The sequence below is a fragment of the Salmonella sp. NW38 genome, assembly GCF_051807745.1.
GTDB classification, from domain to species: Bacteria; Pseudomonadota; Gammaproteobacteria; order Enterobacterales; family Enterobacteriaceae; genus Salmonella; species Salmonella enterica.
This window is the reverse complement of the sequence record NZ_JAMMTO010000002.1, coordinates 386977-409151: the sequence shown is the minus strand read 5'-3', so window position 1 is coordinate 409151 and position 22175 is coordinate 386977. Positions and strand designations below refer to the sequence as shown.

The following is a 22175-nucleotide window of genomic DNA, read 5'->3' as shown; positions in this document are numbered from 1 at the left end:
AAGTCTCAATGGATAAGGGCAGACTTTCGGTAAGAGAGAAAATCGGGTATGGCATGGGTGACGCCGGATGTAACATTATTTTTGGCGCTATCATGCTGTTTGTTAATTACTTTTATACGGATATTTTTGGTCTTGCCCCGGCGTTAGTCGGTGTTTTACTCCTTTCAGTACGCGTTATCGATGCCGTTACCGATCCGGTGATGGGCGCGCTTGCCGATCGTACCCAAAGTAAATATGGTCGTTTCCGCCCCTGGCTACTGTGGATTGCATTTCCCTACGCGCTGTTCAGCGTGCTGATGTTCACGACGCCGGACTGGGGCTATAACAGCAAAGTTGTCTATGCTTTCGTCACCTATTTTCTGCTTTCCGTGACCTACACCGCCATCAATATTCCCTATTGCTCACTGGGCGGCGTGATCACCAATGATCCAAAAGAGCGCGTGGCCTGTCAGGCTTATCGCTTCGTGTTAGTCGGCATCGCGACGCTGTTGCTATCGTTAACGCTATTGCCGATGGTGGACTGGTTTGGCGGCGGCGACAAAGCCAAAGGCTATCAGTTGGCGATGACCGTGCTGGCGATTATCGGCATGGGTATGTTTCTGTTCTGCTTTGCCAGCGTCCGCGAACGCGTTCGCCCTGCCGTTCCGACGCACGATGATATGAAGAATGATTTCAAAGACGTGTGGAAAAACGATCAATGGGTACGCATTCTGCTATTGACCTTATGTAACGTCTGCCCGGGGTTTATCCGTATGGCGGCGACCATGTATTACGTCACCTGGGTGATGGGACAAAGCACCCATTTCGCTACGCTTTTTATTAGTCTTGGCGTGGTCGGTATGATGATCGGCAGTATGCTGGCAAAAGTCTTAACCGATCGCTGGTGTAAATTGAAGGTATTTTTCTGGACCAATATCGCGCTGGCGATTTTCTCCTGCGCGTTCTATTTCTTTGATCCGAAAGCTACCGTAATGATAGTGGCGCTCTACTTCCTGCTCAATATTCTGCATCAGATCCCTTCCCCGTTGCACTGGTCGCTGATGGCGGACGTCGATGATTACGGCGAATGGAAAACCGGCAAACGCATTACCGGTATTAGCTTCTCCGGTAATCTGTTCTTCCTGAAACTAGGTCTGGCGATTGCCGGGGCGATGGTCGGCTTTTTGCTCTCCTGGTACGGTTATGACGCCAGCGCCAAAGCGCAAAGCGCCTCGGCGATGAACGGTATTATGCTGTTGTTTACCGTTATCCCCGGCGTTGGCTACCTGATTACCGCAGGCGTGGTACGTCTGCTGAAAGTTGACCGTGAACTGATGAAAAAAATCCAGGACGATTTGGAAAAACGTCGCACTAATTACCGCGAATTGAGTGAGTTGCAGGAGCTCAAAGCCGCTGAAAGCGTAAGGAAAGCCTGATGGCAAACTGGCCAAACCCGTTTATTGAACAACGTGCCGATCCGTTTATTTTACGCGACGGCAGCGATTACTACTTTATTGCCTCCGTACCGGAATATGACAGGCTGGAAATCCGCCGGGCTAATTCGCTGGAAGGGTTGCGCGCCGCCGACCCCGTTGTCGTCTGGCGCAAACCGGAAAGCGGCCCGATGAGCCAGCTCATCTGGGCACCGGAAATGCACCGCATCAACGGCAAGTGGTACATCTATTTTGCCGCTACCCATACTCAAGCGCTTGATAAGCTGGGAATGTTCCAGCACCGCATGTTTGCCCTGGAGTGCGCCGATGCCGACCCACTCACCGGCAAGTGGACGGAGAAAGGTCAAATTAAAACACCGTTTGATACCTTCGCCCTCGATGCCACCACTTTTTATCATCAGGGAAAGCAGTGGTATCTGTGGGCGCAAAAAGCGCCGGATATTGCCGGTAACTCAAATATTTATCTGGCTGAACTGGAAAATCCGTGGACGATTAAAGGCGAGCCGGTAAGACTCAGTAAGCCAGAGTACGACTGGGAGTGTCGGGGTTTTTGGGTTAACGAAGGTCCGGCCGTCGTGGTGCATGGCGACAAGCTGTTTATCAGCTATTCGGCCAGCGCCACCGATGAAAACTACTGTGTGGGATTACTGTGGATTAACGTAAACGACGATCTGCGCGATCCGGCCAACTGGCATAAATCACCGCGTCCGGTCTTTACCACCAGCTATGAGAATCGCCAGTATGGGCCGGGACACAACAGCTTTACGCAAACGCCGGAAGGTGAAGATGTACTGGTGTACCACGCGAGAAATTACACCGAAATTGAAGGCGATCCGTTGTACGATCCCAACCGCCATACGCGTCTGAAACGGGTGCGCTGGGACGAAAACGGGATGCCTGATTTTGGCGTGCCGCCAGCCGATACGATCTAAGCCGTTGCACTGCCCGGTGGCGCTAACGCTTACCGGGCCTACAGATTTTTCCATTGTAGGCAGCATAAGCGTTAGCGCCATCGGCACAACGCTACACTAATGCCCCATAAATGGTGAGCAACGCAATAATCACCACCACCACAAACGAGGCCTTCTTCGCCATCGACACCGCCGCTTTGGGGGTTTCTACTTTGTCAGTATGCGGTTCGCGCGCCAGTGAGAACTGCGCCAGACGTGTGAGCACCTGATACTGCGAAGTATGCAGATCCGCCAGCGAGGCAAACCAGGCCGGCAACGCTTTCTCGCCATGCCCCAGTAATGCATACACAACGCCCGCCAGACGTACCGGAATCCAGTCCAGCACATGAAGAATAGCGTCAATGCCGGATTGCAAACGTTGGTGCGGCGTCTGATAGCGCGCCAGCCACGTCTGCCAGGCCCGTAAAAACGCATAGCCCACCAGCGTTACCGGCCCCCATGGACCGCCAACGATAAACCAAAATAGCGGTGCGAGGTAAAAACGGAAATTTATCCATAACAACGCATTTTGCAACTCACGCAAAAATTCACGCTCATTACAATCCGGCGGCACGCCGTGAATCAGCGTAAGCTCGCTGGCCATCGCCTCGCAAGGATGCGGATCGTTACGGGACGCCGCTTTCAGCCAGGCGTGATAATGTACTCGCACTTTGCCCGCGCCGATACACAGCACGCCCAGGAGAATCCACACCACCAGCGTCGGCACGTTAAATAGCAGCCCTTTTAACGCCTGGAGCAGTAGAAAAGTCACCACCATCGCGATCGCCGTCATTCCCATCGTGCGCAACATCGAAAAATGCGTAATCCGACGGAATAGCGCCTCCAGCCGATGATCGAGCTGCCAGTGCTCGCCCAGCTTAAACAGGCGCTCGACAATCAGCACCAGTAATGTCGTAAACAGCGTCATGTCATCTCCTTGTGCGACGAAAGGGCTACCAAAGCGCGAAAGCGCGGCCAGTCAAAGGCAGGGCCAGGGTCCGTTTTGCGGTCAGGCGCAATGTTACAGTGTCCGGTCATATTGTCGGCGATCGCCGGATAGCAAGCGATAAGCGTGCGCGTCACGGCGGCTAGCTGCTGATACTGCGCATCGGTATAAGCCAGCGTATCCGTCCCCTCCAGCTCAATACCAATGGAGAAATCATTACAACGTTCCCGCCCCTGATAGTTTGATACGCCCGCATGCCACGCACGCTTATCAAAAGGCACATACTGGACGATTTCACCGTCGCGACGAATCAGACAATGGGCCGAAACACGAAGATGAGCGATTTCTGCAAAAAAAGGATGGGCGTCTGGATCTATCGTTCCGGTGAATAATGCATCGATCCACGGACCGCCAAACTCGCCGGGGGGCAGGCTAATATTATGCACCACCAGCAAGGACGGTTTTTCGTCATCCGGACGGCAATCATAATGCGGAGAAGGGACGCGTCGCGCCTCTACCAACCAACCCTTATCTGGCAACATGCAGAGTCTCCTTTTGAGTGGTGCTTATAGCTGCTTCAGAGTAGCATGTTTCTACCTTATGATTCGTTAGCAATTTGGAGTTTTATCATGCCGCCTCGCCGTTATAACCCAGACGACCGACGTGACGCGCTACTGGAACGCATTAATCTCGATATCCCTGCCGCCGTTGCTCAGGCGCTGCGTGAAGATTTAGGTGGAGAAGTCGATGCTGGCAACGATATCACCGCGCAACTTTTGCCGGCAGATACGCAAGCCCATGCCACGGTGATCACTCGTGAAGACGGCGTTTTCTGCGGCAAGCGCTGGGTTGAAGAGGTCTTCATCCAACTGGCGGGCGATGATGTGCGCCTCACCTGGCATGTCGATGACGGCGACGCCATTCACGCCAACCAAACAGTGTTTGAACTGAACGGCCCCGCTCGCGTATTGCTGACCGGCGAGCGCACGGCGCTAAACTTTGTCCAGACTCTTTCCGGCGTCGCCAGTGAAGTACGCCGCTACGTTGGACTGCTGGCTGGCACCCAAACCCAGTTGCTCGACACGCGTAAAACGCTGCCGGGTCTGCGCACCGCGCTCAAATATGCAGTTTTATGCGGCGGCGGCGCCAATCATCGTCTGGGCCTCACTGACGCGTTCCTGATTAAAGAAAACCATATCATCGCCTCCGGTTCTGTTCGTCAGGCGGTGGAAAAAGCGTTCTGGCTCCATCCGGACGTGCCGGTAGAAGTCGAGGTCGAAAATCTGGATGAACTGGACGATGCGCTGAAAGCAGGCGCGGATATTATCATGCTGGATAATTTCAACACCGACCAGATGCGCGAGGCGGTGAAACGCGTCAACGGCCAGGCGCGGCTGGAAGTATCCGGCAACGTCACCGCGGAAACCTTACGCGAATTTGCTGAAACCGGGGTGGATTTCATCTCCGTTGGCGCGCTGACCAAGCACGTACGCGCGCTCGATCTCTCCATGCGTTTTCGCTGATCCTCTCCACCCGATGGCGCTGCGCCGTCGGGTCTATAAATCACCTGTCCGTAGATCCGCGTCGTGATTCGGTAAAATATTCGTAGCGCCTCGCAATAACGTTGCCGTGTCATGTAACGCAGCGAAAATCTTCAGAATCCGCCTTCCCGTTTTACCTTTTGCCGCTCGCCCGCTCTTCCCGCGTTTGCCACAGTAGCGCCAGCTAACTCAAGGAGCGAACAATGGAAAAACAACGCGGTTTCACGCTTATCGAACTGATGGTCGTTATTGGCATCATCGCCATTTTAAGCGCCATTGGCATTCCGGCTTACCAGAACTATCTGCGTAAAGCGGCGCTGACGGATATGTTGCAAACGTTTGTCCCCTACCGTACCGCCGTCGAACTCTGCGCTCTGGAACATGGTGGGACGAGCACATGCGATGCGGGCGTCAACGGTATCCCCTCGCCCGTCATCACCCGTTATGTTTCGGGCATGAGCGTGGAAAAAGGCGTCATCACGCTTACCGGCCAGGAGAGTCTGAGCGGGCTTAACGTCATCATGACGCCCGCCTGGGACAATGCTAACGGCATTACCGGCTGGACGCGTAACTGCAATATTCAAAGCGACAGCGCGTTACAACAGGCTTGTGAAGATGTCTTCCGTTTTGACGCCAACTAAGGAGACAAGATGAAAGACGCTCAGCTCAACACATTGTGTCAACGTCATCAGGCTGTACTGATCAATAGCGCCAGCAACAGTATCACTGTTGCGGTGGTCGACGCGCCCTCTCATGCGTTACTGGACGCTCTGCATTTCGCCACGCAAAAACAGATTGATATTGTGTGCTGGACTCGCCAGCAAATGGAAAATCATCGGCATAAGCCGGATCAGGCTCCCTCGGCAAACGCCGCGAAAGGCGGAGAAACCGCGGCCCAGCTTCTCAATCAGACATTACGCTCGGCGATGGCGAAACGCGCCTCTGATATCCATCTCGAACCAGGCGCCAGCCGCTACCGAATAAGACTCCGCATCGACGGCGTTCTTCATATTCTGCAGGACATCGCCAAAGAGACGGGGCTTGCGCTGACGGCCAGATTGAAAGTCCTGGGAAATTTGGACATCGCTGAACATCGGCTGCCGCAGGACGGGCAATTTACCGTTGACCTGTCGGGAGACAGCATCTCTTTTCGTATCGCCACGCTTCCCTGTAAAGAAGGCGAAAAAGTCGTCTTACGGTTATTGCATCAGGTTGAACAAACGCTGGATCTGGACACGCTGGGCATGTACGGGGCACAACTTACCGCTTTTAGACAAGCCCTACAGCAACCTCAGGGGCTGGTACTGGTGACTGGCCCCACCGGTAGCGGAAAAACGGTCACGCTATACAGCGCGCTACAAACCCGGAATATGCCGGGTATCAACCTCTGTAGCGTTGAGGATCCGATAGAAATTCCACTGGATGGGATTAACCAAACGCAGATCCATCCCCGCGCCGGGCTCACCTTTCAAAATGTGCTGCGCGCGCTTTTACGCCAGGATCCTGACATCATCATGGTAGGTGAAATTCGTGACGGCGACACCGCAGAAATCGCAATTAAGGCGGCACAAACGGGCCATCTGGTACTTTCAACGCTCCATACGAACTCCACCAGTGAAACCCTGATACGTTTGCAGCAAATGGGCGTAGCACGCTGGATGATCTCATCGGCGCTTACGCTGGTGGTAGCGCAACGCCTGGTAAGAAAGCTTTGCCCGCACTGCAAACAGCGCCTGAGCGATCCCGTGGTACTATCGCCCAATCTTTGGCCCAGCGCGCTACCGCGCTGGCAGGCAAGCGGCTGTCAGCATTGCTACCACGGCTTTTATGGCCGAACCGCGTTATTCGAAGTGTTAACCGTTACCCCGACATTACGTCAGTTAATTGCGAGCGGCGCATCGGCGCAAGCACTGGAAGCCCACCTCCAACAGACCGGTACAGGGACGCTTTTTGAAAATGGCTGTCGCGCCGTTGAGCAAGGCATGACGTCCTTTGAAGAGATACTGCGCGTTCTGGGAATGCCCCATGAGCGTTAAACAGCTCTGGCGCTGGCAAGGCGTTAACGATAAAGGTCAACTGGAACAAGACGTTGTATGGGTGGACAATCGTCTGGCGCTGATCATCACCCTGCAACATCAGCGCATTATGCCGCTTCGCATCAAGCGCATGGGCGTTAACGCCGCACTGTGGAAAGAAGAGCAAAGCGCTGAAATTATTCATCAGTTGGCCACGCTCATTCATGCCGGACTGACGCTTTCTGAAGGGCTGGAACTCCTTGCGCAACAGCATCCCCACCGACAATGGCAAGCGCTGTTGCGCACGCTGGCTCACGAGCTTGAACAGGGCGTCCCTTTTTCCAGCGCATTAGTCTCCTGGCCGCAGGTATTTCCGCCGCTCTACCAGACGATGATCCGCACCGGAGAACTGACCGGCAAACTGGCCGACTGCTGCTTTGAACTGGCCCGTCAGCAAAAAGCGCAGCGGCAGATTACGGTTAGCGTGAAAAAGGCGCTGCGCTATCCCGCCATTATTCTGACAATGGCCGCTCTGGTCGTTTTCGCCATGCTGCACTTTGTTCTGCCGGAATTTGCCGCCATTTACCGTAGCTTCAATACCCCGCTCCCTCTTCTGACGCGCGGTATTATCGCGATAGCGCAATGGGGGTCGGCATGGGGTTGGCTCATCTTGTTCCTGACGATGCTCGTTGCTATCGCTCACCGCAGGGTAAAACAAAAGCCGTCCTGGCAAGCGCAGCGGCAGCGTCTTCTGCTACGGCTCCCCGTTATGGGTCGCCTGATAAGAGGCCAGAAACTAGCGCAAATATTCACCGTACTGGCATTGACCCAAAGCGCAGGCATTCCTTTTCTTCAGGGACTGGAAAGCGCTATCGAGAGTCTCGGCTGCCCTTACTGGTCACAGCGTTTAACGCAGGTACATCAGGAGATCGCCGCGGGCAATCCGGTCTGGTTGGCGCTAAAAAATACCCAGGAATTTAGTCCGCTATGCCTGCAACTGGTCAGAACGGGCGAAGCGTCCGGTTCACTCGATATCATGCTGCATAACCTTGCCCGTCACCACAGTGAAACTACGCTGGCGCTGGCCGATAATCTGGCGTCGCTGTTGGAACCGGCGTTATTGATCATCACCGGCTTAATTATCGGTACGCTGGTGGTGGCGATGTATTTGCCGATTTTTCATCTGGGAGACGCGATGAGCGGGATGGGATAAGGCTGGCGCACATTTACGCCAGCCAGAATATTAGAGGCTATTGAAAATGCGGTTTTCTTGTTCCTGCACCCGAATAAAGGTGGTGCGTTTGGTCAACTCTTTCAGGCGAGACGCGCCGACATAAGTGCAGGCTGAGCGCAAACCGCCCAGGATATCGCGGGCAGTATTGCCCACCGGCCCACGCAGCGGCAATTTAACCGTTTTACCTTCTGCCGCGCGGTATTTCGCGACGCCGCCGACATGACGGTTCATCGCAGATTCCGAACTCATGCCGTAGAACAGCATAAATTTCTCGCCGTTCTCTTCTACCACGCTGCCGCCGCTCTCTTCGTGACCCGCCAGCATACCGCCCAACATAACGAAATCCGCGCCGCCGCCGAAGGCTTTTGCTACGTCGCCTGGCATGGTGCAGCCGCCATCGCTGACGATCATGCCGCCCAGGCCATGCGCCGCGTCAGCACATTCGATAACCGCCGACAGTTGCGGATAACCAACGCCAGTTTTTACACGCGTCGTGCATACGGAGCCGGGACCAATTCCCACTTTCACGATATCGGCGCCGGAGAGGATAAGCTCTTCGCACATCTCGCCCGTTACCACATTGCCTGCGCAGATTGTTTTTGTCGGCCATGCTTCACGTGCTTTCGCGACGAACTGCACAAAATGTTCTGAATAGCCATTGGCCACATCAATACAGACAAAGTTCAGCGCAGGATCCAGCGCCAGAATCTGCACGGTCTTTTCGAAATCAGCATCAGAGGTCCCGGTGGAAACCATCACATGCTTCAGAACATCAGCCGAAGCCGTGTTGATAAAAGCTGCCCATTCTTCAACGGTATAATGTTTATGTACAGCAGTCAGAATATCAAACCCGGCCAATGCTTGCGCCATTTCAAACGTCCCGACGGTATCCATATTGGCCGCGATAATCGGTACGCCAGACCAGGTCTGACCTGAGTGTTTAAAGGTGAATTGACGTTCCAGTTCGACATCGGAACGGCTTTTGAGGGTAGAACGCTTAGGACGGATAAGAACGTCTTTGAAACCTAACTTCAGATCTTCTTCAATACGCATGTGCGGATTCCTGGGGTTAATGGCGAAAAATCGAAACTCACAACTCCAGTGACGCTATCATACGCACTAATCATGGCCGTACAAGACTGCGAAATTCTCTTTTTTTACGTTACAATCCCATAAATTTACCTGGCGAATAGTAGGTTAATGCTCAGAGCGCATCGTCTTTGTATGTTTAAAATTTAACCTTTTGATTATCAAACTAAAATTCCGGAAGCTGGAGATATGAGGTATACCGTAGCCTTAACCGGCGGTATTGGCAGCGGTAAAAGTACCGTCGCTGATGCCTTCACTGACCTCGGAATAACCGTCATCGACGCGGATATTATCGCGCGCCAGATGGTTGAGCCAGGGCAGCCCGCCCTGAACGCAATAGCGGAACATTTTGGTTCTGAACTTATCGCCGCCGACGGCACGTTACGTCGCCGGGCGCTGCGTGAGCGTATTTTTTCGCATCCGGAAGAAAAAGCCTGGCTTAACGCTCTGCTTCATCCCTTAATTCAGCAGGAAACCCAACGACAGTTTCAACAGGCTACGTCGCCCTATGTGTTATGGGTTGTGCCTCTGCTGGTTGAAAACAGGCTGTATCAAAAAGCCAACCGCGTACTGGTGGTTGACGTTACGCCCGAAACGCAGCTTATGCGCACAATGCAGCGTGATGATGTTACGCGCGAGCATGTTGAACACATTCTCGCTGCGCAGGCGACGCGTGAAGCGCGCCTTGCCGTGGCGGACGATGTTATTGATAATAACGGCGCACCGGATGCTATCGCATCAGATGTGGCCCGCCTGCACGCCAGTTATCTTCAGCTCGCGTCGCAGTTTGTCTCACAGGAAAAACCGTAATGCACACCCATGTCCTATTTGAACACCCTCTCAATGAGAAGATGCGTACGTGGCTGCGCATAGAGTTTTTGATCCAACAGCTCTCCATCAACCTGCCAATTGCAGACCACGCTGGCGCACTGCATTTTTTCCGTAACATCAGCGATCTACTGGATGTGTTCGAACGGGGCGAAGTCCGTACCGAACTGCTGAAAGAACTGGAGCGCCAGCAGCGTAAATTACAGGCCTGGGTTGAGGTTCCCGGCGTCGATCAAGACCGTATTGAAGCCCTGCGCCAGCAGTTAAAATCCGCGGGCAGCGTGCTGATCTCCGCCCCGAGGATTGGCCAGCAGCTACGCGAAGATCGCTTGATTGCCCTTGTGCGTCAACGCCTAAGTATTCCTGGCGGCTGTTGCAGTTTCGATTTACCCACTCTGCATATCTGGTTGCACCTACAACAGGCGCAGCGCGACGCCCAGATTGAAAGCTGGCTTGCCAGCCTGAATCCCCTCACCCAGGCGCTGACGCTGGTGCTTGATCTGATCCGTAATTCAGCACCTTTCCGTAAGCAAACCAGCCTGAACGGTTTTTATCAGGATAACGGGGACGACGCCGATTTGCTGCGTCTTATGCTGACGCTCGATTCACAACTTTATCCGCAAATTTCCGGCCATAAGAGCCGTTTTGCCATTCGCTTTATGCCGCTGGATAGTGAAAATGGTCTGGTGCCGGAGCGTCTTGATTTTGAACTGGCCTGTTGCTAAGGAGTAAAAATGTCTGACGTGACCGTCGTAAACTGTCCGACCTGCGGTAAACCGGTCGTCTGGGGAGAAATTAGCCCCTTCCGCCCATTTTGTTCTAAACGCTGTCAGTTAATTGATTTGGGCGAATGGGCCGCCGAAGAGAAACGAATCGCCAGCAGCGGCGACCAGTCTGATAGCGACGACTGGAGCGAAGAGCGCTAACGGAGAGGGCTCTGTTGAGACGGCAATATCGCCTTATGACAAAAATAATCAATAAATACGCGTAGTTTTGGCGCCATATGCGCGCGGCCGGGATAATACAAATAAAATCGGCGAGATTAGGCTATAACAGAAACGTAGCCGCCACTGCGCCAGAAAACCCTGGCGCGTTATCACTGACCCTAAGCCCGCAGGAGCTGACGGCAATTGAGGCGGTTTTTCCTCACGACGCCGCGGCCGGCCCCCGCTACTGGCCGGAAATTATGTCGACATTAAATCGCTAATAAGATCGATGGGGATCGTGTTGCGATCCCCCACTAAGGCGCAAATTGGCGTAATTTACGAATAATCGGTTCATTGGCCGGTGGAAAATCGTCCGTATTCAACGCGTTTTGCGCGATCCACCGTCCCGGCTGTCCTTCTTTCCCCCACGGTTCGCCCTCCCAGCGTTCAACCAGCCAAAACCACAGCGTAATGTGTCGGTCCGGGAATTGATATTCCAGAGTGTCGAATAATGTCACCTGTGTTGGCGTAATCCCCACCTCTTCCTGTAGCTCCCGGATCAACGCCTGCTCTGGTGTTTCGTCGGCTTCAATTTTTCCGCCGGGAAATTCCAGCTTGTTCGCCATATGCGCATCAGCGGCGCGTCGGGTAATAAAAATTTCATCGTTCGGGTTGCGGATAATCCCAACCGCGATTTGCAGTCTTTTCATCTTGTTGCATCCATAAAAAAGGCGCAGTCACCTGCGCCTTTTTATCTGTGTTCAATGCCAGGCCGAATAAGCGTAGCGCCCTTCGGCAATAATGCCAGCACCGACCTGATGGCAACACATTATGTCTTATCAGGCCGGTAAGTTTATCGCATTAGCTCAGGCGACCGTGACACTGTTTGTATTTCTTACCGGAACCGCAAGGGCAAGGATCGTTACGTCCAATCTTACGTTCGCCTGTTTGGGCGGCCAGATCGGCAGCCACGGCGGTATCGTCATCCTGATGGCTTAGCTGCTGCATCTGCGCCAGGCGCTCCGCCTCTTCGCGACGCTGCATTTCCATCGCTTCGACCTCTTCCGGCATACGTACCTGGACTTTGCTCAGGGTGCTGATCACTTCATATTTCAGCGATTCCAGCATCGCGGCGAACATAGCGAAGGATTCGCGCTTGTATTCCTGCTTCGGATCTTTTTGCGCATAGCCGCGCAGATGAATACCCTGACGCAGGTAATCCATCGCCGCCAGGTGCTCTTTCCACAGGGAATCGAGCGTTTGCAGCATCACGCCTTTTTCGAAATGACGCATCATTTCAGCGCCAACCACCTCTTCTTTACGCTGATACACTTCGATAGACTGCGCCAGGATACGCTCACGCAGCGTCTCCTCATGCAGCTCCGGCTCTTTATCCAGCCATTCGGCAATCGGCAGCTCCAGGTCGAAGTCGTTTTTCAGGCGTTCCTGCAAACCCGGGATGTCCCACATCTCTTCCAGCGACTGCGGCGGAATGTAGGCGTCGATAGTCGCCTTAAAGACATCTTCGCGAATGCTGTTAATGGTGTCGCTCACGTCAGACACATCCAGCAGTTCGTTACGCTGGGTATAAATTGCACGGCGCTGATCGTTCGCCACATCATCATATTCCAGCAGTTGCTTACGAATATCGAAGTTACGGCTTTCTACTTTACGCTGCGCGTTAGCGATAGCTTTCGTCACCCACGGGTGCTCAATCGCTTCGCCCGGCTTCATCCCCAGTTTACGCATCATACCGGAGACACGATCGGAGGCGAAAATACGCATCAGCGCATCTTCCATCGACAGGTAGAAACGGGAAGAACCCGGATCGCCCTGGCGACCGGAACGGCCTCGCAGCTGGTTGTCGATACGGCGGGATTCATGGCGCTCGGTGCCAATGATATGCAGACCGCCGGCAGCCAGAACCGCGTCATGGCGTACCTGCCAGTCCGCTTTAATCTGCGCAATCTGTTCTTCCGTCGGCGCTTCCAGCGCGGCGACTTCCGCCTGCCAGCTACCGCCCAGCATAATATCGGTACCACGACCCGCCATGTTGGTAGCGATAGTGACCGCCGCTGGATAACCAGCCTGCGCAACGATGCCTGCTTCGTTGGCGTGGAATTTTGCGTTCAGGACGTTATGTTTGATGCCCGCTTTGGTCAGCTCTCTGGAGACCACTTCAGATTTCTCGATAGAAATCGTCCCGACCAGCACTGGCTGACCGTTCGCGGTACGCTCTTTAATATCTTCGATAATGGCCTGGATTTTTTCCGCTTCGGTCATGTAGACCAGATCCGGCAAATCTTTACGGATCATCGGACGGTTGGTCGGAACAACGACGGTGTCCAGCTTATAGATAGAGCTAAATTCGAAGGCTTCAGTATCCGCCGTACCGGTCATACCGGCCAGCTTTTCATACAGACGGAAGTAGTTCTGGAAGGTAATAGACGCCAGCGTCTGGTTTTCATTCTGAATTTCAACGCCTTCTTTCGCTTCTACCGCCTGGTGCAGACCGTCAGACCAGCGACGCCCCTGCATGGTACGACCGGTATGTTCATCAACAATGATGACTTCGCCGTCTTTCACAATGTAATCCACGTCACGGGTAAACAGCGCGTGCGCGCGCAGCGCGGCGGTGACGTGATGCATCAGCATAATATTGCCAGGCGAGTAGAGCGACTCGCCTTCATCCATAATGCCTTCTTGCACCAGTAGCTCTTCGATCAGCACCAGACCGCGTTCGGTCAGGTTAACCTGGCGCGCTTTCTCATCAACGGAGAAGTGGCCTTCGCCCTGGAAAGTGTCAGAATCTTCTTTCTCCTGACGAATCAGGTGCGGAATGATTTTGTTCACTTTTTTGTACATTTCCGAGCTATCTTCCGCCGGGCCGGAAATAATCAGCGGCGTACGCGCTTCATCGATCAGGATGGAGTCGACCTCATCCACCAGCGCATAATGCAGTTTACGCTGCACGCGCTCTTCCGGGCTGAACGCCATGTTGTCGCGCAGGTAGTCAAAACCGTATTCGTTGTTAGTGCCGTAAGTGATGTCGGCAGCGTAAGCTTCACGTTTGGCTGGCGCAGGCATACCTGGCAGGTTGATACCAACGGACATGCCGAGGAATTCGAATAGCGGACGGTTGTTTTCGGCGTCACGCTGCGCCAGATAGTCGTTCACGGTTACCACATGAACGCCTTTGCCGGACAGCGCGTTCAGGTAGGCTGGCAGCGTTGCGGTCAGCGTTTTACCTTCACCAGTACGCATTTCGGCGATACAGCGATCGTTGAGCACCATACCACCCAATAGCTGAACGTCGAAGTGACGCATCCCAAAGACGCGTTTACTGGCTTCACGCACCACCGCGAACGCTTCCGGAATCAGGCTCTCTACGCTTTCGCCTTTTTCAATACGGGCGCGAAATTCGTTGGTTTTCGCTTTCAGTTCGTCATCGGAGAGTTTTTCCATCTCCGGTTCCATCGCATTAATAAGGCTGACGGCCTTACGCATACGACGCAGCGTACGATCGTTACGGCTACCGAATACTTTGGTTAATAATTTGATTAGCATAATAAAGTCTCAAATGCCCCGCGCCGCGGAGCTACAAATAAAGTAAAAGGGTCTTTTTTCGTTAGCTGAGACGTTGCGGACCGGCGCGGATACCCTGCGCCTGACTTATCCAGGCCGGGATGCTAAATGCGGTTTGTGGCGCAAAATACGCCAGGGAGAGGCGGCGAACAATCGCCGGCGGCGTGCCCTCCTGCGTGAGCATCGCGCTGAGCGTATTCAGTAAGGCGATATGATGCGCCTGTAATGGCGAAGGCGCATCGGCAACGGGCAGCGTTTGCGGCGCCATTGCAAAAGAAAGGTGGCGAATCACCGTGCGAATAGCGTGCTGATGCCAGTAATCTACGGTGAAATTGGGACGACGGTTAGAGGCTTCTAACAGCGCAAGATGGCTAAAGTTAACTTTAGACGCGGTGCTGGCGGTCGTCCTTGCAGGCGTATTGGTTTCGGCGGCGTTACTGAGCGCGGGCAAACCAAAACTCGCCGCGACCATCCCTAATAAGAGATGCGGCCAGAAGTATCGTCTGCCTAACTGTCGCCAGCGCGTCAGTATTCCACTCACGTCATTGCCACCTGATATGCCCCTCATGGGCTTACGGAATCAAAACAATTTGCGCACAAATCTTATCATTAAAGCGTACGCGCTACAGCAGTAATGACGAGAAGCTAAGGTGAAAATCGGCTAAGAAAACAGCGAACGCGCCGTGTTTCCATTTAACCCTGTCAAAATGGCTGTATTAAGGAAAGCGCAGATAAAGAATAGTAAAAAAAACGACTGGCTCGCCTGGCCGGAGAGAGTGCCAGGTTAACCAGTCGAATTTTATACGACAGCGTATGTCGTTATGCCAGTACCGTCGAAGGCGCTTTGAAAGCCAACGGCAGTTCTGCGTCGTCCTGGAAGGTCACAAATTCCCAGGCTTCCTGTTTTGCCAGGACTGCCTGTAACAATTTGTTATTCAATGCGTGACCGGATTTATACGCGGTAAACGCACCAATAATATTGTGACCACACATGAACAAGTCACCGATCGCGTCAAGCATTTTGTGACGAACGAATTCATCTTCAAAACGCAGGCCGTCTTCGTTCAATACGCGATAATCGTCAACAACGATGGCACAATCGAAGCTGCCGCCCAGGCACAGGCCGCGGGACTGCAGATATTCGATATCGCGCATAAAACCGAAGGTACGCGCACGGCTGATCTGGCGCATGAACGCATCCGCAGAGAAGTTCATCGCGTAGCGCTGGCTGCTGGAATCGATCGCCGGATGGTTAAAGTCGATGGTGAAATCCAACGTAAAACCATTGTACGGTCTGAATTCAGCCCATTTATCGCCATCTTCAACCCGAACAGTCTCTTTGATGCGTACGAATTTTTTGGCGCAGTTCAGTTCATCAATACCGGCATCAAGCAGCAGGTAGACAAACGGAGCGGCACTGCCATCCATGATCGGGATTTCCGGGGCATTAACCTCAATAACGATGTTATCGATACCTAAGCCCGCCAGAGCAGCGTTCAGGTGCTCAACGGTTGAAATCCGTACATCATGCTCATTCACCAGACACGTACAGAGCATGGTATCACGCACAGATTTGGCATCGGCCGGGAAATCTACCGGTGGATTCAAGTCGGTGCGACGATAGATGACCCCGGTATTGGCCGGCGCAGGGCGTAATGTCAGGGTGACTTTTTTGCCGGTGTGTAAACCGACGCCAGTCGCCTGAACGATACGTTTAAGTGTCCTTTGTTTGATCATCGTATAATCTCGCCAAATTATCTATCCAACCGAAGTGTACTATACATTCGGCGGGCCAGTTTAGCACAAAGAGCCCAGAATCCCAAATTCCAGCTAATTCTTAATCAGCTTGCTTACGCAGGAATGCGGGGATATCCAGATAATCCGGCTCTTTCGCCGCCTGTGGTGTATTGTCGTTAACCACTTTCGCGACCGTTTTTTGCTCCTGCGTCAGCGGCGCCATACCGTGCTGCTGATAACGATCCAACACCGGCTGCTGCACCTGTTTATTGGTGACCAGGGTGATTTCCGGACGTTTGTCCATACCAATTCCAGTGGCAACAACGGTCACGCGCAGTTCGTCGTTCATATCCGGGTCCAGAGAGGTACCGATAACCACGGTGGCGTTATCCGACGCAAACGCGCGAATGGTGTTGCCGACGGTTTCAAACTCGTCCAGACGCAGGTCGAAGCCCGCCGTAATGTTGACCAACACGCCGCGCGCGCCGGACAGGTCGATATCTTCCAGCAGCGGAGAGGAAATAGCCATTTCAGCCGCTTCTTCCGCACGGTCTTCACCGCTCGCCACGCCGGAGCCCATCATTGCGTAGCCCATTTCAGACATCACAGTACGCACGTCAGCAAAGTCGACGTTCATCAGGCCTGGGCGGGTGATCAGCTCTGCGATACCCTGAACCGCGCCTTTCAGCACGTCGTTAGCCGCGCCGAACGCGTCGAGCAGGGAGATACCACGGCCCAGCACTTTCAGCAGCTTGTCGTTCGGGATGGTGATCAACGAGTCCACATGCTTGGACAGCTCGGTGATACCCTGCTCCGCAAATGCCATGCGCTTTTTGCCTTCAAAATTGAAAGGCTTAGTCACCACGGCAACGGTCAGAATACCTAAATCTTTTGCCACTTCAGCAACCACTGGCGCCGCGCCGGTTCCGGTACCGCCGCCCATGCCTGCCGCGATAAATACCATGTCTGCGCCTTCAAGCGCCGCACGCAGCGCTTCACGGTCTTCGTCCGCCGCGTTACGACCGACTTCCGGGTTAGCGCCGGCGCCCAGACCTTTGGTAATGCCGCTACCAATTTGAATGGTCTGGCCAACCGCCGTTTTACGCAACGCCTGAGCGTCGGTATTCACCGCGAAGAATTCAACACCTTCGATGCGCTCGCGCACCATGTGTTCAACAGCGTTACCGCCGCCACCACCGACGCCGATGACTTTAATCACCGCGTCGTTGGTTAGTTCCATAGGTTCAAACATAATCTCTCTCCGTCATGTGCCTGTCGCCTGAGGCCGTAATATCTGGCGGCCTCATAAAAATTAAAACTCTTTTCGCAGCCAGCTATTAAGTCGCTTGATCCACGAGCCAACTGATGCCGTAACACGTTTTTCCACTTCTGCTTCACCGTTTAAGTGGGACTCTTTCCCGTAGTGAAGCAAGCCCACCGCCGTTGAGTAATACGGCTCCTGGGCATAATCCGTCAGACCGGTGATATTCAGCGGCGCGCCGATACGCACCTGCGTATGAAACACGCGCTGAGCGCAAGCAGCAAGCCCTTCGATTTGCGCCGCGCCGCCGGTTAACACAATCCCCGCCGCCAGGTGATGTTTTACCCCTTGTTGGCGAAGCTGTTCCTGTAATTGCAATATCTCTTCGTTGACCAGATTGAGCAGCTCGGTGTAACGCGGCTCAATCACTTCCGCCAGCGTCTGACGTTGCAGGCTGCGCGGCGGACGCCCGCCTACGCTCGGTACTTCAACGCTCTCGTCTTTACCGACGATGGAACCCAACGCGCAACCGTGGCGGACTTTAATGGCTTCAGCATCGCTCGGCGGCGTACCAAAGGCATAAGCGATATCGCTGGTCACCACGTTCCCCGCGTAAGGGATCACTTTGGTATGACGCAGCGCGCCGCCAGTATAAACGGCGATATCCATTGTACCACCGCCGATATCCACGACACAGACGCCCAGTTCACGTTCATCTTCCGTTAACACGGAATAACTGGCCGCCAGTCCGGCAAATATCAGTTGGTCAACTTTCAGACCACAACGTTCAACAGCTTTGACAATGTTTTTTGCCATATCGTTGTGGCAGGTAATCAAATGTACTTTCGCCTGCATACGCACGCCGGAAAGACCGACCGGATTTTTAATGCCTTCCTGGTAGTCAATGGCGTACTCCTGAGGAATCACATGCAGCACGCGATGTTCATCGCGCACGCGCACTGACTTCGCAGTATGCACGACGTTTTCCACATCTTCCTGCGTCACTTCCTCTTCGGAAATGGGCACCATACCAATTTCATTCTGACAGCTAATATGTTTGCCGGAAAGCGCCAGATATACCGAGGAGATCTGGCAATCAGCCATCAATTCCGCCTGGTCAATGGCGCGCTGAACGCATTTCACCACTGACTCAAGGTCATTCACCCCGCCTTTATCCATACCCCGCGATGGGCAACTGCCCACGCCAATGATATTGACCATACCGTCGGGCAGAACTTCCCCTACTAAAGCGGCAACCTTCGCGGTGCCAATCTCCAGTCCTACTACCAGTTTTCTGTCCGTCGCCTTGATCATTGTTGTTCTGCCTGTGCCTGATTCTGTTGCTGATTAGATTCCTCAGGGGGGAGCGGCGCCCAGCCAACTGCCGCACCTGAGTCATAACGCAAATCAACGTAGCTAATCCGTTTGCCATCGGTTTGCGCCTGCTGCTGTAAAACCGGATAGAGTTCTACAAAGCGAGCCAACCTTTTCATCGTATCGCCCCTGCCGAGATTGAGCTTAATGCCGTTATTAAGCGTCAATTGCCAGGAGCGACGTGCGGTCATCGCCGCTTCCTTTAGAGTGAATTTATCCTTAGCCAGCACCTGCCCCATCTCGCGGTATCCCTGCAACACTTCACTCGCGCTGCCTTCCGGGCCATACAACATGGGTAAAACCTGTTTGCCGATGCGGTCTGACGGCACGCTGAAGGTGTTCCCTTCAGCATCGACCATATGTTGATCATTCCAACGCGCAATCGGCACATATTCAACCAGATGAATCTTCAATTCATCAGGCCACTGTTTTCTGACGCTGGCCTGTTTAATCCACGGCAAACGCTCAATCTGGCTCTGGATAATGTTCACATCCTGCGTCATGAAGGTTCCCGGCGCGCCCAGAGCCAGTATCGCCTGACGGATATCATCGTTACGCGTGTAGTGACGCTCGCCGGTTAATACCAGCTTTGATAACGGTAAACGCTGCGCATCTTCCATCCACCCTAACACGACCCACCCGCTAACAAACACGGTGCACAGTACCGTCAGCAGGAATAAAATTCCTGCAAGACGCGTTCCATTATTGCGGCGTGAAGAAGGCGTCTCTTCATCACTGTTTCGCGTGTTCAGCGCAGCCTGCGACATATCAGTCCGCCAACTCCAGAATTCGTACCACTAACTGCGAGAAGCTCATTCCCGCCTGACGCGCCGCCATCGGCACCAGACTATGGCTGGTCATCCCCGGAGATGTATTGGCTTCCAGCAGATAAAACTGACCATCGCTGTCCAGCATGACGTCAATACGCCCCCATCCCGTGCAGCCTAAAGCTTTCCATGCCTGCAGGACGAGAGACTGTAGCGCGGCTTCCTGGGACGCTTCTAAACCAGCAGGGCAGAAATACTGAGTCTCATCAGAGAGATACTTCGCCTCATAATCATAGAAGGTTCCTGCCGGTTGGATACGAATTGACGGTAAAATTTCTTCGCCAACTATCGCCACCGTAAATTCCGGACCGCACAGCCATTTCTCAATCAGTATTTCGTCATCATGCTGAAAAGCCAATGATAACGCACCCTGTAAAGCATTTTCTTCTACTACTTTCGTCATACCGACGCTGGAGCCTTCACGGCTGGGTTTGACAATTAGCGGTAAACCCAGCGCCGAAATTCGCGCTTTTTGTTCTTCGCTAAGGCCTTTTTCAAACTCAGCGCGCGTCAGCGCGACCCACGGCGCAACCGGTAAGCCTGCGCCCTGCCACAGCAATTTACTGCGCAGTTTATCCATGGAAAGCGCCGAGGCCATCACACCGCTGCCGGTATAAGGCAGGCCGAGCAGTTCAAGCATTCCCTGTAAGGTGCCATCTTCACCGCCGCGGCCATGCAACGCAATAAAGGCCTTCTGAAAGCCCATTGCTTTAAGCTGCGCGACATCGACCTCTTGCGGATCGACGGGATGCGCATCAATGCCGCCTTCACGTAACCCGGCCAACACTGCCGCGCCGGAATTTAACGAAACGTCCCGCTCCGCAGAGGTTCCGCCCAACAGGACCGCGATTTTATCAGCCATGTTGCTCTTCCTCCTGGATTTGCGGCTTCAGCTTGATTTCAGATAAGTAACGCGCAATTTTGCCAACATTTCCTGCGCCTTGCACTAATATCAAGTCGTTACCCGTCAGCACCGGCGCTAACATTGTCGCAACCTGAGCCGGATCGGAAACCAGAATTGGGTCAATTTTTCCCCGATTACGAATCGTGCGACATAAAGAGCGGCTATCCGCGCCCGGAATCGGCGCTTCGCCCGCCGGGTAAACGTCCAGCATCAGCAGCGCATCAACCTGGGTCAGCACATTGGCGAAATCGTCATACAGATCGCGCGTGCGCGTGTAACGGTGCGGCTGAAACAGCATCACCAGGTTTTTATCCGGCCACCCTGCTCGCGCAGCTTTAATGGTGGCGTCTACTTCAGTCGGATGATGGCCATAGTCATCCACCAGCATCGCCGTCCCGGCTTTACCATTCACCGGCTCAAGCGGGAACTCGCCGAGGAAGTCAAAACGACGCCCGGTCCCCTGGAAGCTTTCCAGCGCGCGCAGGATAGCGTCATCGGCGATGCCTTCTTCGGTCGCTACCGCCACTGCCGCAGCGGCATTCAGGGCATTGTGGCGACCCGGCGCATTCAACGTGACATGCAGATCCGGCATTCCCTGGCGCAACAGCGTAAAGTGCCCCTGCGGCCCTATCTGCTGATAATCTTCTACGCGGACGTCAGCATCCTCGCTAAAGCCATACGTCGTGGTCTGACGCCCCACCCGCGGCAGCAACTCGCGGATGACCGGATCGTCGACGCACATTACCGCGCGACCGTAGAACGGCAGGTTATGCAGGAAGTTAATAAACGTCTGCTTTAAATTTTCAAAGTCGCCATGATAGGTATCCATATGGTCGGCTTCGATGTTGGTGACGATCGCGACCATCGGCTGCAAATGCAGGAAGGATGCGTCGCTCTCATCTGCCTCGGCAATCAGGTAACGACTATGGCCCAGACGCGCATGAACGCCTGCGGCTTTCACCAGTCCGCCATTCACGAAAGTCGGGTCCAGCCCCGCTTCGGCATAAATACTGGACACCATCGCGGTCGTTGTGGTTTTTCCGTGCGTCCCGGCAATGGCGATGCCGTGGCGAAAACGCATCAGTTCCGCCAGCATTTCCGCACGGCGAATAACCGGAATACGCGCTTCATGCGCCGCGACAATTTCCGGGTTATCCGCGGAAATTGCGCTGGAAACGACGACCACGCTGGCATCACGCACATTTTCCGGACGATGATTAAAGAAAATCGTCGCCCCCAGGCTCGTCAACTGCTGGGTCACCGGATTCGGCGCTAAATCGGAACCACTGATCTGATACCCTTCATTGGCCAGAACTTCGGCAATACCGCCCATACCAGCACCACCGATGCCGACAAAGTGAATGTGCCGAACGCGACGCATTTCGGGCACGATGGAACGCAGTTTTGCCAGTTGTTGTGTATTCATTCTTTACGCCATTAACTCCAATACCCGCCATACTTCAAATTGCAGATGCGTTGGCTTGCCTGCAACCCAAATTATTGAGGGTAGAAAAACCCTGCGATG

At 53.9% G+C, this 22175-nt stretch carries 21 protein-coding genes and 2 pseudogenes; 10 read left to right on the top strand and 13 right to left on the bottom strand.

Going from position 1 to position 22175, the window contains the following annotated elements; translation table 11 throughout:
* Nucleotides 1-8 precede the first annotated feature (8 nt).
* Both NA624_RS05740 and NA624_RS05735 read left to right on the top strand, forming a co-directional pair.
* The gene (locus NA624_RS05740; RefSeq protein WP_000357539.1) at nt 9-1415 is read left to right on the top strand and encodes a glycoside-pentoside-hexuronide (GPH):cation symporter; all 1407 of its coding nucleotides are present in this window, start codon (nt 9-11) and stop codon (nt 1413-1415) included.
* On the top strand, nt 1415-2365 hold the full coding sequence (locus NA624_RS05735) for a glycoside hydrolase family 43 protein (RefSeq protein WP_000024780.1): 951 nt from the start codon (nt 1415-1417) through the stop codon (nt 2363-2365). Before NA624_RS05740 ends, NA624_RS05735 begins: the two co-directional genes overlap by 1 nt.
* A gap of 91 nt (nt 2366-2456) precedes the next feature.
* On the opposite strand, the gene ampE is transcribed toward NA624_RS05735, so the two are convergent.
* Nucleotides 2457-3311 carry a beta-lactamase regulator AmpE gene (gene ampE / locus NA624_RS05730; protein WP_000172039.1) on the bottom strand — a complete coding sequence of 285 codons (855 nt, stop codon included), beginning with the start codon at nt 3309-3311 and terminating at the stop codon, nt 2457-2459.
* Nucleotides 3308-3871 (bottom strand): 1,6-anhydro-N-acetylmuramyl-L-alanine amidase AmpD, encoded by a 564-nt coding sequence (gene ampD / locus NA624_RS05725; protein WP_000936326.1) that lies wholly within the window; start codon nt 3869-3871, stop codon nt 3308-3310. The genes ampE and ampD overlap by 4 nt, the downstream gene beginning before the upstream one ends.
* A gap of 87 nt (nt 3872-3958) precedes the next feature.
* On the opposite strand from ampD, the gene nadC reads away from it, so the two are divergent.
* The 4 genes from nadC (at nt 3959) to hofC (ending at nt 8098) form a co-directional block, all read left to right on the top strand.
* Nucleotides 3959-4852 carry a carboxylating nicotinate-nucleotide diphosphorylase gene (gene nadC / locus NA624_RS05720; protein ID WP_001135136.1) on the top strand — a complete coding sequence of 298 codons (894 nt, stop codon included), beginning with the start codon at nt 3959-3961 and terminating at the stop codon, nt 4850-4852.
* A 221-nt stretch (nt 4853-5073) separates the two neighbouring features.
* The gene (ppdD, locus tag NA624_RS05715; protein ID WP_000414988.1) at nt 5074-5511 is read left to right on the top strand and encodes a prepilin peptidase-dependent pilin; all 438 of its coding nucleotides are present in this window, start codon (nt 5074-5076) and stop codon (nt 5509-5511) included.
* Nucleotides 5512-5520: 9 nt separating this feature from the next.
* Nucleotides 5521-6906 (top strand): type II secretion system protein GspE, encoded by a 1386-nt coding sequence (gene gspE / locus NA624_RS05710; protein WP_000650598.1) that lies wholly within the window; start codon nt 5521-5523, stop codon nt 6904-6906.
* Nucleotides 6896-8098, top strand: coding sequence for a protein transport protein HofC (gene hofC, locus NA624_RS05705; protein WP_000114109.1), 1203 nt, complete (start codon nt 6896-6898; stop codon nt 8096-8098). Before gspE ends, hofC begins: the two co-directional genes overlap by 11 nt.
* Nucleotides 8099-8128: 30 nt before the next feature.
* Here hofC and NA624_RS05700 read toward each other — a convergent pair whose 3' ends face one another.
* Complete coding sequence (locus tag NA624_RS05700) at nt 8129-9172, bottom strand: GMP reductase (RefSeq protein ID WP_001217363.1); 1044 nt, start codon at nt 9170-9172, stop codon at nt 8129-8131.
* A gap of 225 nt (nt 9173-9397) precedes the next feature.
* On the opposite strand from NA624_RS05700, the gene coaE reads away from it, so the two are divergent.
* From coaE to yacG, 3 genes are read left to right on the top strand one after another with little or no spacing between them, the layout of a single operon-like run.
* The gene (gene coaE, locus NA624_RS05695; protein ID WP_001270919.1) at nt 9398-10018 is read left to right on the top strand and encodes a dephospho-CoA kinase; all 621 of its coding nucleotides are present in this window, start codon (nt 9398-9400) and stop codon (nt 10016-10018) included.
* Nucleotides 10018-10761, top strand: a complete 744-nt coding sequence (gene zapD, locus NA624_RS05690) for a cell division protein ZapD (protein ID WP_000556893.1) — start codon at nt 10018-10020, stop codon at nt 10759-10761. Before coaE ends, zapD begins: the two co-directional genes overlap by 1 nt.
* Nucleotides 10762-10770: 9 nt before the next feature.
* Nucleotides 10771-10962: a DNA gyrase inhibitor YacG gene (gene yacG, locus NA624_RS05685; protein ID WP_001286419.1), complete on the top strand. Its 192-nt coding sequence runs from the start codon at nt 10771-10773 to the stop codon at nt 10960-10962.
* On the opposite strand, the pseudogene NA624_RS05680 reads toward yacG, so the two are convergent.
* Nucleotides 10959-11072: pseudogene (locus tag NA624_RS05680) on the bottom strand (LysR family transcriptional regulator); the annotation flags it as partial. The gene yacG and the pseudogene NA624_RS05680 sit on opposite strands and share 4 nt — an antisense overlap.
* Before the next feature lie 30 nt (nt 11073-11102).
* Between NA624_RS05680 and NA624_RS05675 the strand changes: the two are divergent.
* A pseudogene (locus NA624_RS05675) lies at nt 11103-11243 on the top strand (aldo/keto reductase); the annotation flags it as partial.
* 33 nt (nt 11244-11276) lie between these two features.
* Here NA624_RS05675 and mutT read toward each other — a convergent pair.
* The 9 genes from mutT to murC all read right to left on the bottom strand — a co-directional run bounded on the left by mutT (nt 11277) and on the right by murC (nt 22076).
* A complete protein-coding gene (gene mutT, locus NA624_RS05670; RefSeq protein ID WP_000826474.1) occupies nt 11277-11672 on the bottom strand; it encodes an 8-oxo-dGTP diphosphatase MutT in 396 nt (131 codons plus the stop codon).
* A 151-nt stretch (nt 11673-11823) separates the two neighbouring features.
* Nucleotides 11824-14529, bottom strand: a complete 2706-nt coding sequence (gene secA / locus NA624_RS05665; protein ID WP_000905755.1) for a preprotein translocase subunit SecA — start codon at nt 14527-14529, stop codon at nt 11824-11826.
* A 61-nt stretch (nt 14530-14590) separates the two neighbouring features.
* The gene (secM, locus tag NA624_RS05660; RefSeq protein ID WP_000014336.1) at nt 14591-15088 is read right to left on the bottom strand and encodes a secA translation cis-regulator SecM; all 498 of its coding nucleotides are present in this window, start codon (nt 15086-15088) and stop codon (nt 14591-14593) included.
* Nucleotides 15089-15366: 278 nt separating this feature from the next.
* Nucleotides 15367-16284: a UDP-3-O-acyl-N-acetylglucosamine deacetylase gene (gene lpxC / locus NA624_RS05655; RefSeq protein WP_000595487.1), complete on the bottom strand. Its 918-nt coding sequence runs from the start codon at nt 16282-16284 to the stop codon at nt 15367-15369.
* A 100-nt stretch (nt 16285-16384) separates the two neighbouring features.
* Nucleotides 16385-17536 (bottom strand): cell division protein FtsZ, encoded by a 1152-nt coding sequence (ftsZ, locus tag NA624_RS05650; protein WP_000462785.1) that lies wholly within the window; start codon nt 17534-17536, stop codon nt 16385-16387.
* Between the two features lie 60 nt (nt 17537-17596).
* Nucleotides 17597-18859: a cell division protein FtsA gene (gene ftsA / locus NA624_RS05645; protein WP_000588463.1), complete on the bottom strand. Its 1263-nt coding sequence runs from the start codon at nt 18857-18859 to the stop codon at nt 17597-17599.
* The gene (ftsQ, locus tag NA624_RS05640) at nt 18856-19686 is read right to left on the bottom strand and encodes a cell division protein FtsQ (RefSeq protein ID WP_000075728.1); all 831 of its coding nucleotides are present in this window, start codon (nt 19684-19686) and stop codon (nt 18856-18858) included. The genes ftsA and ftsQ overlap by 4 nt, the downstream gene beginning before the upstream one ends.
* 1 nt (nt 19687) lies before the next feature.
* The gene (locus tag NA624_RS05635; RefSeq protein ID WP_000763892.1) at nt 19688-20608 is read right to left on the bottom strand and encodes a D-alanine--D-alanine ligase; all 921 of its coding nucleotides are present in this window, start codon (nt 20606-20608) and stop codon (nt 19688-19690) included.
* On the bottom strand, nt 20601-22076 hold the full coding sequence (murC, locus tag NA624_RS05630) for a UDP-N-acetylmuramate--L-alanine ligase (RefSeq protein ID WP_001096070.1): 1476 nt from the start codon (nt 22074-22076) through the stop codon (nt 20601-20603). Before murC ends, NA624_RS05635 begins: the two co-directional genes overlap by 8 nt.
* Between the last annotated feature and the right edge of the window lie 99 nt (nt 22077-22175).